Genomic DNA, 13,125 nt, shown 5'->3' on the forward strand with positions numbered 1-13,125 from the left:
TCAGCCATGATCTTGGACCGAGTACAGAAAACAGGCGCCCGCGCCCTCCTCACCGCCGCGGGTGCCACCGCGGTCCTGCTGGCCCTGACCGCCTGCACCGGCGGCGGCACCGCCACGGACGCGCGCACGCCCGTCAACGGCGGCACGCTCACCTACGCCTCCGGCGACGCCGAGCCGACCTGCCTCGACCCGCACGTCGGCGGCAACTACCCGCAGGCCCTGCTGTCGACGCAGTACATCGAGATGCTCACCGGCCTCGACCGGAACGGGCAACCGAGACCGGCGCTCGCCACGAAGTGGACGACGAGCGACGACGGCACGACGCTGACGCTCGACCTGCGCACGGACGTGCGGTTCTCCGACGGCACCCCGTTCGACGCGGACGCCGTGGTGGCGAACATCGAGCACGTGCAGGACCCGACGACGGCGTCGAGCACGGGGTACCTCGCCCTGCAGTCGATCACGAAGGCCACGGCGACCGACGACCACACGGTCACGCTGACGCTGAGCCGTCCGGACAGCGCACTGCTCGAGTCGTTCTCGCAGCCCTGGGTCGGCATGGAGTCGCCGAAGGCCCTGCAGCGCCCGCAGGCGACGAACTGCGCCTCGCCCGTCGGTACCGGCCCGTTCACCGTCACCGAGTGGCAGCGGGGCGACCGCATCACGCTGGCGAAGAACGAGTCGTACACGCCGCTCTCCGGCTCGACGGGACCCCGCCTCGACGGCATCACGTGGCGCTTCCTGCCCGACTCCACCTCGCGCTACGCGGCGTTGCAGGCCGGTCAGGTCGACGTCATCGACAACGCCCAGCCCGACCAGCTGAAGAGCGCGTCGTCGAACGGCGCGATCCGCGACCTCGACGCCCCGCGGCCGGGTGCCTCGAACCGCCTCGAGCTGAACTCCGGGCACGGGGTCTTCCGCGACGAGGCCGTCCGCAAGGCGTTCATCGCCGGCGCCGAGATCGACCCGGGGCTGCAGAGCCTGTTCCTCGGCACCGCGAAGCGCTCGTACTCGGTGCTCTCGAGCATCGAGCCGGACGGGTACTCCGACCCCGCGCTCTTCGAGTACTCCCCGTCGACGGCGAAGCGGCTGCTCGACGAGGCCGGCTGGAAGGTCGGCAGCGACGGGGTCCGCGAGAAGGACGGCCAGCGGCTCACGGTCACCTTCCCGGTGTCGACGAACCAGTCGGTGCCCGCGGAGCGCAGCCTGTTCCAGCAGGTCCAGGCCTCCGAGAAGGCCGTCGGGTTCGACGTCCGGCTCGAGGAGCTCGACCTGTCGAGCTGGTACGCCGCGCTCGCCGCGAACGAGTACGACGTCGTGAGCGCGCCGTACACGAAGGTCGGCCCGGACGTCCTCCGCATCCTCTACGACAGCGCGAGCATCGAGCCCGCCCCCTCCGGCTACTTCGCGAACCTCGCGCAGCTGGACGACCCGACGGTCGACGAGTTGGTCGAGCGCGCGGCGCGCACGTCCGACGCCGACGAGCGCCGTGACCTGTACCGGCAGGCGCAGCAGCGGATCCTGGCCAGCGGCACCGTCCTGCCGCTGTACGACCAGCAGAACCACTTCCTGTACCGCTCGTCGGTCCACGGCATCGAGACCACGTCGGTCTCCACCCCGTGGTTCGGCACCGCGTGGGTCGCGCGCTGACGGGCGACCCGGCCGGGAGGCCCGCTCCACCCCCGCCACGGATCGGCACCCGTCGCGGGTGGTCGGGCTGGGCCCTGTGGGGACTCCGGCGGCTCGCCGGCGGCGTCGGGGTGCTGTGGGCGGTCGCCACGATCGTCTTCGTCGCGATCCGGCTGATCCCCGGGGACCCGGCGCTGGCGATCCTCGGCGGCCCCGGGTCGCAGGCCTCGGCCGAGGCCGTCGAGTCGGTCCGTCGCGAGTACGGGCTCGACCAGCCGGTGCTCGCGCAGTACGCGGTGTTCCTCGGCCGCCTGTCGACCGGGCACCTCGGCGACTCGTACGCGTTCCGCACGCCGGTGTCCGAGCTCCTCGCGCAGCAGGTCCCGGTGACGCTGACGCTCGCCGTCGCCGGGCTCGTCGTCGCCTGGGTCCTGGCGATCGGCGCCGCGTGGTGGTCGACGCAGCGGGGTCGGATCGCCGCGGCGCTCACGGGAGCGATCACCGTCACCGCGAGCGTCGTGCCGCACTTCTGGCTCGGCAGCGTGCTCATCGTGGTCTTCGCGAGTGCGCTCGGGTGGGTGCCGGCGGTGTCGGACGGCAGCCTGGGCGGCTGGGTCCTGCCCGTGCTCACGGTCGCCGTGCCGGTCGCCGGGTACCTCGCCGAGACGGTCCGCGACGGCGTGGTCGACGCCCAGCGCTCCGCGTTCGCCCTGGCGGCGCGCGGTCGTGGCGAGTCCCGGGTCGGGCTGTTCGGGCGGCACCTGCTCCGGCACGCCGCGCTCCCCGGCATCGCCCTGTCCGCCTGGGCCTTCGGGTCGCTGGTGTCCGGCGCCGTGGTCGTCGAGTCGGTCTTCGCGCTGCCCGGGATCGGCCGCGCCCTGGTCACCGCGGTCACCCAGCGGGACATGCCGCTCGTGGCCGGGATCGCGCTGGTGTCCGCCGCCGCCTACGTCGTCGTGCTCGCGGTCGCGGACCTCGTCGAGCAGGCGGTGGACCCGCGCACCCGCGACCGACGTCGGAGCGGACGTGTGCGGACCGGACCGGCGCAGCGGGGGCGCGCGCACGTGCGGACGCAGCACGGGGCGGACGCGCGGTGAGCGGGGTGCTGGACCCGGTCCTCCAGGCCGGTGCGCCCGAGGGACGGACCCGACGGTCCGAGCGGTTCCGTGGGGGGACGCTCGGCCCGGCGGGCACGGCCGCGGCGGTCGTCGTCGCGGTGGCGGTCGTGGCTGCGGTGTGGCCGGCGCTGCTCGGCGGCGGCGACCCCCTCGCGGTGCACCCGACCGACGCGCTGACGCCGCCCGGAGCGGCGCACCCGTTCGGGACCGACGAGTCTGGGCGCGACGTGCTCGCGCGCGTGGTCGCAGGGACGCGGGCCTCGCTGCTGGTCGGGGTGGCAGCGACGCTCGTCGGCGGGGCCACCGGGGTCCTGCTCGGCACGCTCGCCGGGCTCGGCGGACGGCTCGTGGACGCAGTCGTCGGTCGGGTGACCGAGGTGGCCTTCGCGCTGCCGCTGCTGCTCGTCGCACTCGTCGTCATCGCGGTCACCGGCCCCGGACCGGTGCCGGCGACGCTGGCGGTGGGGTTCGCGACCGCGCCCGGGTACGCCCGGATCGTCCGCGGCCTGGTCCGGAGCGCGCGGTCGTCGCAGGTCGTCGAGACCGCCGTGCTGCAGGGCCGCTCCCCCGGTCGGATCCTGGTCCGCCACGTGCTGCCCGCGGCACTCTGGCCCGTCGTCGCGGTCGCCACGCTCGGGGTCGGTCAGGCGATCGTGTGGGCGTCCGCGCTCAGCTACCTGGGCGTCGGGACCCCGCCGCCCGCACCGGAGTGGGGCGCGATGCTCGCGGACGGCCGGACCTACCTGCTGACCGCGCCGTGGATGAGCACCTTCCCCGGTCTCGCGATCGTCGTGCTGGCGACCGCCGTGACGGTGCTCGGCCGCGCCCTGCGTCGGACGGGGGCCGCACGGTGACGCGCGCGGACGGGGCGTCCGGCGACGTCCCGACGCCGCCCGGGCCCGTGCTCGCCACGGGGACCCGCGTGCTCGACGTCCGGGGGCTCTCGGTGTCGATCGACGGCACGTCGGTGGTGCACGACGTGGACCTGCACGTCGACGCCGGCGAGTGCGTCGCCCTCGTCGGGGCGTCCGGCTCCGGCAAGACCGTGACCGCCCGGGCGGTGCTCGGGCTCTCCGCTGCCGGGGCAGACGTCGCCGCCGACCGGCTCGACCTCGTCGGAGCGGACGTGCGCGGCCTTCCCGAGCGTCGCTGGCGTCGACTCCGCGGACGGTCCGTCGGCTACGTCGGCCAGGAGGCCCTCGGCGCCCTCGACCCGTTGCGCCCGGTCGGCCGCGAGGTCGCCGATGCCCTGCGCCTGCACACCGACCTGCGAGCAGCCGAACGGGTCGACGCCGTCCGCGCGGCCCTGTCCGGCGTGGGACTCGACCCGGCGATGGCGACCGACGGCCGACGGTCCGGCACGCTCTCCGGCGGGATGCGGCAGCGGGCGCTCATCGCGGCGGCGACCGTGGCCTCGCCCGCCCTCGTGGTCGCGGACGAGCCGACCACCGCGCTCGACGCGGCCGTGGCCGTCACCGTGATGGAGCAGCTCCGGGCGGTGCAGGAGCGCGGTGCCGGGCTCCTCGTCATCACGCACGACCTCGGGCTCGTGACCGGCTGGGCCGACCGCGTGCTGGTCGTCGACGCCGGCACGGTCGTCGAGCACGGACCGGTCGCCGACGTCCTCGGCGCGCCCGAGCACCCCGTCACGCAGGCGCTCGTGCGCGCGGCTCGAGCGGGCGACGTGCGGCCCGTCGCTCCCGCTGCGCTGCCGACCACGGCAGACCGGGAGCCGGTGCTGCACGGGGTCGGGCTGTCCCGGTCGTTCGACGGCACACCCGCGGTGGACGACGTCTCGATCGCCGTCCACCCCGGCCGGGTCGTCGGCGTGATCGGCGCCTCCGGGTCCGGCAAGACCACGGTGGCGCGCATGTTGCTCGGGCTCGAGGCGCCCGACGACGGGACCGTCACGCTCGACGGGCAGCCGTGGGTCCCGTCGCCCGAACGCGAGCGCCGGGGCAGACGGCACCGGGTGGCGGCCGTCGTGCAGGACCCCGCCGCGACGTTCGACGAACGGTGGACGGTCGACCGCGTGCTCGCCGACGCCCTGACCGACGGCCGGGAACGTCGGGCGCAGGGTGGGCTGGCCGACGCGGTCCACGCCGCACTCCGGCAGGTCGGACTCGACCCCGCGCTGCGGTCACGCGCGCCCCGCACGCTCTCCGGCGGGCAGCGGCAGCGGCTGGCGATCGCACGGGCGCTGGCCACCTCGCCCGAGGTGGTCGTGCTCGACGAGCCCGTGACGGCACTCGACGCGACCGTGCAGGACGCGGTGCTCACGCTGCTCGAACGGCTGCGCGACGAGACCGGCGTGGCGATGGTGTTCGTCTCGCACGACCTGCGCGCCGTCCGGCGGATGGCCGACGACGTGCTCGTCGTCGACCGGGGCCGTGTGGTCGAGCAGGGCCCGGCGGAGCAGGTGCTCGGCGCGCCGGAGCACCCCGCGACCGCGCGCCTGGTCGGCGCTGCCGCCCGGCTCGCCCGCGGCGCCTGACCGCGGGTTGCGCGCTCCGCTCCGGGCTCCGGGTTGTTCCGCGAAAGCGACAGTGTTCGGCCGAACGACGGCGGAACACTGTCGCTCTCGCGGAACAGACGAGAGGCACGGTGCGCGTCCGTGACGGACGTGCACCGTGCCTCCCCGCCGGCCGTGGTGGCTACGAGCCGGCGGGCTCCCTGTCGGAACCAGGCGTCGGGGCGTCGCCCGAGACGATCGGGATCTCGCTCGTCGAGAAGTCCTTCGCCCAGTCGGACTGGGCGAGCTCCGAGGTCGGGTCGTTGTAGTCCTCGATGACGCCGGCGACCTCGTCCTCGTGGGCGACCGTCGGGCCCGAGCCCATCAGCGGGGTCGCAGCGGTCTCCTTGGTGAAGAACACGGCGACGAGGCCGATCACGGCGGCGAGCATCAGGTAGAAGGCGGGGATGTCCTCGGCCCACGACAGGCCGGCGTCCTTCGCACCGGCGATGAGCGCCTGCGTCGCGAGCGGGGTGGTGCCACCGAACAGCGAGACCGACACGTTGAACGCGATCGCCAGGGCGCCGTAGCGGATGATCGTCGGGAACAGCGCCGGGAGGGTCGACGGCATGGTCGAGGTGAACGTCACGAGCACGAGGCCGAGGATCAGCAGGCCGAAGAAGACGCCCGCGCCGCTGCCGGTCTGGACGAGCTTGAGCGCCGGCCAGGACAGCACGATGAACCCGATGCAGCCCGCGGCGAGGACCGGTCGACGGCCGAACTTGTCGGACAGGCGACCGCCGAAGGTGATGACGACCATCATGAGGATCATCACGATGACGATGAGGATCAGGCCGAACGTGGCGTTCTGCCCGAGGTTCGTCTCGAGGTAGGTCGGCATGTACGACAGCAGCATGTAGTCGGTCACGTTGAACACGAGGACCAGGCCGATGCAGATGAGGAGCGAGCGCCAGTTCTCGGCGAACAGCTTGAGGAACGGGGTCTTCTGCGACTCGCGCTCGGCGGCCTGCTCCTGCTGCTTCTGGAACGCCGGGGTCTCCTCGAGCTTCAGGCGGAGGTAGAGCCCGATGAGGCCGAGCGGACCGGCGATCATGAACGGGATGCGCCAGCCCCAGCTGAGCAGGGTGTCCTCGGGCATCGCGTACTGCAGGATCGTGACGATCGAGGCACCGAGCACGTAGCCGGCGAGCGTGCCGAACTCGAGCCACGAGCCCATGAACCCGCGGCGCTTGTCCGGCGAGTACTCGGCGATGAAGGTCGCGGCGCCGCCGTACTCACCACCGGTCGAGAAGCCCTGCACGAAGCGGGCGACGAGGAGCAGCACCGGCGCCCAGAAGCCGATCGTCGCGTACGACGGGATCAGGCCGATCATGAGCGTGCCGGCGGCCATCAGGATCATCGTCAGCGCGAGGACCTTCTGTCGGCCGATCTTGTCGCCGATCGGACCGAAGACGGCGCCGCCGATCGGACGGACGATGAACGCGGCCGCGAAGAACCCGAAGGTCGCGACGAGGTTCGAGGTCGGGTCGCCCGCCGGCAGGAACACCTTCGAGATGGTGACCGTCAGGTAGGCGAAGATGCCGAAGTCGAACCACTCCATCGCGTTGCCGAGGGCCGCCGCGGCGACGGCACGCTTGAGCAGCGACTCCTCGACGACGGTGACGTCGTCCTCGGTCAGCTTGCGGCGCGCGCGCTTGGCCTGGGCCTTGGTGCGCAACGGCCGATCGCCGTGCTGGTGTGCTTCGTTCGGTGCCACGTTCGTTCCTCCGGTAGTGCTGTGTCTTGCCTTCGGGCATCCGGCGGAGAGCGACTGTGCAGTCCCTGCGAACACCGCGTCCGCCGGACAAACTCCGACAGCCTACCAGATGGAGCGCTCCCACGCGGTGGGCCGCTACGATGAGCCCACCGCGTACAGTACGCGCGACACTCAGGCACCTCACCACGGACTCGGTGCCGCACACATCGATCGAAAGGCCCCGCCATGACGAAGCCCATGCCCGACAAGCCCACGGTGGACGGCCTCGAGGACGTCTGGGGTCCGGTCTGGGAGCAGGACGGCACGTACCGCTTCGACCGCGACAGCGCCACGAAGGACGCGGTGTACTCGATCGACACCCCGCCGCCGACCGCCTCCGGCTCGCTGCACATCGGCCACGTGTTCTCGTACACGCACACCGATCTCAAGGCCCGGTACGAGCGCATGCGCGGCAAGCACGTCTTCTACCCGATGGGCTGGGACGACAACGGCCTGCCGACCGAGCGCCGTGTGCAGAACTACTACGGGGTCCGCTGCGACCCGCAGCTCCCCTACGACCCGGCCTTCGTCCCGCCGTTCGAGGGCGGCGACGGCAAGTCGAGCAAGGCCGGCGACCAGCTGCCGATCTCGCGCCGCAACTTCATCGAGCTGTGCGAGCGCCTCACCGTGCAGGACGAGCAGCAGTTCGAGCACCTCTTCCGCACGCTCGGCCTGTCGGTGGACTGGACGCAGTCGTACCGCACCATCGACGACACCTCGCGGGCGAGCGCGCAGCGTGCGTTCCTCCGCAACCTCGAGCGCGGTGAGGCGTACCAGGCCGACGCCCCGACGCTGTGGGACGTCACCTTCCGCACCGCCGTGGCCCAGGCCGAGCTCGAGGACAAGGAGATGCCGGGCGCGTACCACGGGCTGGCGTTCCACCGCACCGACGGCGGTGACGACGTCGTGATCCAGACCACCCGCCCCGAGCTGCTGCCGGCCTGCGTCGCCCTCGTCGCCCACCCGGACGACGAGCGCTTCCAGGACCTGTTCGGGAAGACCGTCCGCTCCCCCCTGTTCGACGTCGAGGTCCCGGTGCTCGCGCACCACCTGGCGCAGCAGGACAAGGGCGCCGGCATCGCCATGGTCTGCACCTTCGGCGACACCACCGACGTGGTCTGGTGGCGCGAGCTGCAGCTGCCGAACCGCGCGATCATCGGCTTCGACGGGCGCGTGCGCTCGGACGAGCCCGCGTGGATCGAGTCGGCCCGCGGCAGGGAGCTCTACGCCGAGATGGCCGGCAAGACCGTGTTCTCGGCGAAGAAGGTCCTCGTGGACGCCCTCAGCGAGTCCGGCGAGCTGGTCGGCGACGTGAAGACGATCAACCACCCGGTGAAGTTCTTCGAGAAGGGCGACAAGCCGCTCGAGATCGTCTCGACCCGCCAGTGGTACATCGTCAACGGTGCACGCGACGAGCGGCTCAAGGAGACCCTGCGGCAGCGCGGCGAGGAGATCGCCTTCCACCCGGACTTCATGCGCGTCCGCTACGACAACTGGGTCGGCGGGCTCTCCGGCGACTGGCTCATCTCGCGCCAGCGCTTCTTCGGTGTGCCGATCCCGGTCTGGTACCCGCTCGACGCCGACGGCAACCCGGTCTTCGACCAGCCGATCGTCCCGACCGAGGCCCAGCTGCCCGTCGACCCGGCGTCCGAGCCGGCCCCCGGCTACACGGAGGACCAGCGCGGCGTCGCCGGCGGTTTCCAGGGCGAGCTCGACGTGATGGACACGTGGGCGACCTCGTCGCTCACGCCGCAGCTCGCCGGCAAGTGGGAGACCGACCCGGCGCTGTACGACCTGGTGTTCCCGTACGACGTCCGGCCGCAGGCGCAGGACATCATCCGCACGTGGCTCTTCACGACGGCGCTGCGCAGCCAGCTCGAGGCCGACGTCGCGCCGTGGAAGCACGCGAGCATCTCGGGCTTCATCGTCGACCCCGACCGCAAGAAGATGTCGAAGTCGAAGGGCAACGTCGTCACCCCGCTGTCGATCCTCGAGCAGCACGGCGCCGACGCGGTCCGCTACTGGGCGGCCTCGTCGAAGCTCGGCACCGACGCGGCCTTCGACCCGCAGAACCCGAAGCAGATCAAGGTCGGCCGTCGTCTGGCGATCAAGGTGCTCAACGCGGCGAAGTTCGTCTACGGCTTCGAGCTGCCGAGCGGCGCGACGAGCGTCACCGAGCCCCTCGACGTCGACGTGCTGGCCGAGCTCGGCTCCGTGATCGAGCAGGCGACCGCGGCCTTCGACGGCTTCGACCACGCCCGTGCACTCGAGGTCACCGAGCGCTTCTTCTGGACCTTCTGCGACGACTACCTCGAGCTCGTCAAGGAGCGCGCGTACGGCACCGCTCCGGACGCGACGCACGAGACCCAGGCGAGCGCGGTCCTGGCGCTGCGTGCCGCGATCGACGCGCTGCTCCGTCTGCTGGCACCGTTCCTCCCGTTCGCGACCGAGGAGGTCTGGGCCTGGACCCACGACACCAGCGTGCACACGGCGGCGTGGCCGACGGTCGCGGAACTGCCGACGCAGGCCGAGCCGACCGGGCTGCTCGCGGCCGTCGGCCAGGCGCTGATCGGGATCCGCGGCGCGAAGACCGCCGCCAAGGCGTCACAGAAGACGCCGGTCACGCGGGCCGTCGTCGCGGCCCCGGCCGACCAGCGCGCGCTCATCGAGCGCGCGGCGGTCGACCTGGCCGCCGTCGGCCGCGTCGAGAACCTGTCGTTCACGGACGGCGAGGAACTCGCGGTGACCGAGATCGAGCTCGCCGAGCAGCAGGCGTAGCGTCGGTTCCTGCGGGCCGGTCGCGTCGCCGACGCGGCTGGCCCGCACACGGACTGGAGGCATGGATGCAGTTGGGCACACGCTGGAACGTGGGTGGGCAGCCGCCCGAGCGACTCCCCGACGCGGTGGTCGTCGCCGTCCGCGGCGTCGAGGAGGAGCTGGCGACCGAGTCGGTCGACGCGTCGACCTGGCGCTGGACGCTGACGTACCTCGAGGGCAAGCCGATCGTCGAGCTCGACGACGGCACGTCAGTCCACCTCGACCCCGCCGGCCGAGCGCAGGTGACGAACCCGGACGACGCGCCGGAAGAGGACTGACGAGTCCCTGCGCGACCGGGCCCCGGCCCACGGAACGGCGTGGACCGGGGCCCGGTCGCGCGCGGCAGGCCTCCCGAGGCACTGCCGCATCGCCGGGGGATCAGGGCCCGGCGAGCACGAGCCGGTGAGAACGACCGTTCTCTCCGACTGCGGCCTAGACTAGAGAACGTTGGTTCCCGCCGCAAGCCGGAGCCGGCGGACACACAGCGGACAAGGGGACGCATGGCCACCACGAACAGCACCGTGGACCCGGAGGTCCGGTCGCGGATCGTCGACGCCGCGGACGCACTGTTCTACGCCCGCGGGTTCCAGTCGGTGGGCATGGACGAGATCCGGACGACCGCCGGCGTCTCGCTGAAGAAGCTGTACGCGGTGTTCCCCGGCAAGGAGCAGCTCGTCGCGGCGGTGCTCGGCGGCCGGCACGCGTACTGGGAGCGCGGCATCGAGCAGGCCGTCGCCGCCGCCGATTCGCCTCGCGATCGGTTGCTCGCGATGTACGACTTCCTGGAGCAGTGGTTCGGCGACGACACCTTCCGCGGGTGCGGCTTCATCAACGCGTTCGGTGAGCTCGGTGCCACGTCACCCGCGGTGGCCGAGATCGCGCGCGAGCACAAGGACTCGTTCCAGCGCTACGTCGCCGACCTCGCCGGCGCAGCGGTGCCGGACACGGACACGGCCGAGGAGCTCGCCGCACAGCTCGCCCTGCTCGCAGAGGGAGCGCAGACGACCGCGGCGATCGCCGGAGACGTTGCGCCGGCCCGCCACGCGCGGCGCGCGGCGGAGACGCTCATCGACGCGGCGATGCGCGAGGCCACCCGTCGGGAGCGCTGACCGGACCACCCGGCGGACGGGAGGCTCGTGGCCGTACCCGCCACGAGCCTCCCGTTCGGTGTCCGGCCCGGTCCGTAGGGTGGGGCCATGGACACCCCGTTCGACCAGCCGAGCACCCTCCCCTACGCCCTGCCGCCGTTCGACGACGTCCGGCTCGAGCACTTCCGCCCCGCCTTCGATGCCGGCATCGCCGAGCAGCGCGCCGAGGTCGAGGCCATCGCCACCGATCCCGGCGCACCGTCCTTCGAGAACACCCTGGTGGCGCTCGAACGCTCCGGGCAGCTGCTGACCCGGGTCTCGCACGTCTTCTTCACGCTGTCCTCGGCCGACTCGACGCCGGAGCTGCACGACCTCGAGGCCGAGGTGTCGCCGCTCCTCGCCGCCCACCGTGACGCGATCACCCTCGATGCGCGCCTGTACGCGCGGGTGGACGCGGTCCGTTCCTCGCTCGGTGAGCGGACGGACCTGACCGACGAGGACCGGCGGCTCGTCGAGCGCGTCCACACCGAGATGACCCTCGCAGGAGCCGGCCTCGACGACACCGGCAAGGAGCGCCTGACCGCGATCAACCAGGAGCTGTCGACGCGCACCACGACCTTCGAGCGGAACCTGCTCGAGGACACGAACGACCTCGCCGTGCACGTCACCGACGAGGCTGAGCTCGCCGGCCTCGACGACGGCGCGAAGTCCGCCGCCGCGGCAGCTGCGCAGGACCGTGGGCTCGACGGCTGGCTCGTGACGCTGCCGCTCTACACCGGCCATCCGTGGCTGGCCGCACTGCACGACCGCGGGCTCCGCGAGCGGATCATGCGCGCGTCACTGTCGCGCGGTCGCCGCGGCAACGCGCACGACAACCGCGAGGTGCTCCTGCGCATCGTGCGCCTGCGGGCCGAGCGGGCGGAACTGCTCGGGTTCCCGAGCCACGCCGCGGTGGTCACCGCCGACGAGACCGCCGGGACACCGGAGGCGGTCGACGGGCTGCTCTCGTCGCTCGTCCCCGCCGCCGCAGCGAACGCCGAGGACGAGCGTGCCGTGCGCTCCCGCACCGTCGGCTTCGACGTCGAGGCCTGGGACTGGGCCTACGCCACCGAGGTCCTCCGCGGCGAACAGTTCGCCGCCGACAGCTCGGCACTGCGCCCCTACTTCGAGGCCGACCGTGTGCTGCACGACGGGGTGTTCCACGCCGCCGGCGCCCTGTACGGGCTGACCTTCACCGAGCGCCCGGACCTGCACGGCTACAACGCCGAGGTCCGCGTCTTCGAGGTGCGCGACGAGGACGGCGCCGAGGTCGGGCTGTACCTCCTCGACCTGTACACGCGGGACGGCAAGCGCGGCGGCGCGTGGATGAACCCCGTCGTCGAGCAGTCGCACCTGCTCGGCACGCTGCCCGTCGTCGTGAACAACCTCAACGTGGCCAAGCCCGCCGCCGGCTCGCCCACGCTGCTGATCCAGGACGAGGTCGAGACGCTCTTCCACGAGTTCGGGCACGCGCTGCACGGGCTCATCGCGCGGACGACGTACCCGCGGTTCTCGGGCACGAACGTCGAGCGTGACTTCGTCGAGTTCCCGTCGCAGGTGAACGAGATGTGGGTGACCTGGCCGTCGGTGCTCGCGAACTACGCGAAGCACCACGAGACCGGCGAGCCGCTGCCGCCGGAACTCGTGCTCGGGCTGAGTGACTCCGCCGGCTTCAACGAGGGCTTCTCGACGACGGAGTACCTCGCAGCGGCGCTGCTCGACCAGGCCTGGCACCGACTGTCGGCCGCCGAGGCCGCCGCGGTGACCGACGTCGAGGCGTTCGAGCGGGATGCCCTCGCAGCCGCCGGTGTGGACGTCGCAGCGGTCCCGCCGCGGTACTCGTCCACGTACTTCGCGCACACGTTCTCGGGCGGGTACGACGCGGGGTACTACGGGTACATCTGGTCCGAGGTGCTCGATGCCGACACGGTCGAGTGGTTCCGCGAGCACGGCGGGCTCTCCCGCGACGCCGGCCGTCGATTCGCGTCGCGCGTGCTCGGCGTGGGCGGCGCGCAGGACCCCCTCGAGGCCTACCGGGCGTTCCGCGGCCGCGATGCCGAGGTCGGGCCGCTGCTGCGGCGCCGCGGGCTCGAGTAGCGCGGCGGCGCGGCGCGGCGCCACGCAGCGCGACGCGGCGCGACGCGGCGCGATCGAACCAGGTTCCCG

The 13,125-nt window shown here is 72.6% G+C and carries 9 protein-coding genes; 8 read left to right on the top strand and 1 reads right to left on the bottom strand.

Features of this window, described 5'->3' with window-relative positions; genetic code table 11:
• The first annotated feature begins 6 nt into the window (after nt 1-6).
• Genes QUG98_RS00670 through QUG98_RS00685 form a run of 4 tightly spaced genes read left to right on the top strand, consistent with a single transcriptional unit; the run spans nt 7 to nt 5,241 of the window.
• On the top strand, nt 7-1,650 hold the full coding sequence (locus QUG98_RS00670) for an ABC transporter substrate-binding protein (protein ID WP_289468734.1): 1,644 nt from the start codon (nt 7-9) through the stop codon (nt 1,648-1,650).
• Nucleotides 1,635-2,726, top strand: a complete 1,092-nt coding sequence (locus QUG98_RS00675) for an ABC transporter permease (RefSeq protein ID WP_289468735.1) — start codon at nt 1,635-1,637, stop codon at nt 2,724-2,726. The genes QUG98_RS00670 and QUG98_RS00675 overlap by 16 nt, the downstream gene beginning before the upstream one ends.
• Nucleotides 2,723-3,601: an ABC transporter permease gene (locus tag QUG98_RS00680; RefSeq protein WP_289468736.1), complete on the top strand. Its 879-nt coding sequence runs from the start codon at nt 2,723-2,725 to the stop codon at nt 3,599-3,601. The genes QUG98_RS00675 and QUG98_RS00680 overlap by 4 nt, the downstream gene beginning before the upstream one ends.
• The gene (locus QUG98_RS00685) at nt 3,598-5,241 is read left to right on the top strand and encodes an ATP-binding cassette domain-containing protein (protein ID WP_289468737.1); all 1,644 of its coding nucleotides are present in this window, start codon (nt 3,598-3,600) and stop codon (nt 5,239-5,241) included. The genes QUG98_RS00680 and QUG98_RS00685 overlap by 4 nt, the downstream gene beginning before the upstream one ends.
• A 160-nt stretch (nt 5,242-5,401) precedes the next feature.
• Here the strand turns inward: QUG98_RS00685 and proP are convergent, their stop codons facing one another.
• Entirely contained in the window at nt 5,402-6,976 is a 1,575-nt protein-coding gene (gene proP / locus QUG98_RS00690; RefSeq protein ID WP_289468738.1) for a glycine betaine/L-proline transporter ProP, read from the bottom strand.
• A 225-nt stretch (nt 6,977-7,201) separates the two neighbouring features.
• On the opposite strand from proP, the gene valS reads away from it, so the two are divergent.
• The 4 genes from valS (at nt 7,202) to QUG98_RS00710 (ending at nt 13,056) form a co-directional block, all read left to right on the top strand.
• Nucleotides 7,202-9,793, top strand: coding sequence for a valine--tRNA ligase (gene valS, locus QUG98_RS00695; RefSeq protein WP_289468739.1), 2,592 nt, complete (start codon nt 7,202-7,204; stop codon nt 9,791-9,793).
• A gap of 65 nt (nt 9,794-9,858) precedes the next feature.
• Nucleotides 9,859-10,110 (top strand): hypothetical protein, encoded by a 252-nt coding sequence (locus QUG98_RS00700; RefSeq protein WP_289468740.1) that lies wholly within the window; start codon nt 9,859-9,861, stop codon nt 10,108-10,110.
• Nucleotides 10,111-10,332: 222 nt separating this feature from the next.
• On the top strand, nt 10,333-10,941 hold the full coding sequence (locus QUG98_RS00705) for a TetR/AcrR family transcriptional regulator (protein ID WP_289468741.1): 609 nt from the start codon (nt 10,333-10,335) through the stop codon (nt 10,939-10,941).
• 87 nt (nt 10,942-11,028) lie between these two features.
• Nucleotides 11,029-13,056, top strand: a complete 2,028-nt coding sequence (locus QUG98_RS00710) for a M3 family metallopeptidase (protein ID WP_289468742.1) — start codon at nt 11,029-11,031, stop codon at nt 13,054-13,056.
• Nucleotides 13,057-13,125 lie beyond the last annotated feature (69 nt).

This window comes from Curtobacterium subtropicum (genome assembly GCF_030362975.1).
GTDB classification, from domain to species: Bacteria; Actinomycetota; Actinomycetes; order Actinomycetales; family Microbacteriaceae; genus Curtobacterium; species Curtobacterium subtropicum.

Bases quoted from the DNA above. Each gene is read 5' to 3' on its own strand.
- QUG98_RS00670 (WP_289468734.1), top strand. From the start codon at position 7: ATGATCTTGGACCGAGTACAGAAAACAGGCGCCCGCGCCCTCCTCACC.
- valS (WP_289468739.1), top strand. From the start codon at position 7,202: ATGACGAAGCCCATGCCCGACAAGCCCACGGTGGACGGCCTCGAGGAC.
- QUG98_RS00700 (WP_289468740.1), top strand. From the start codon at position 9,859: ATGCAGTTGGGCACACGCTGGAACGTGGGTGGGCAGCCGCCCGAGCGA.
- QUG98_RS00705 (WP_289468741.1), top strand. From the start codon at position 10,333: ATGGCCACCACGAACAGCACCGTGGACCCGGAGGTCCGGTCGCGGATC.
- QUG98_RS00710 (WP_289468742.1), top strand. From the start codon at position 11,029: ATGGACACCCCGTTCGACCAGCCGAGCACCCTCCCCTACGCCCTGCCG.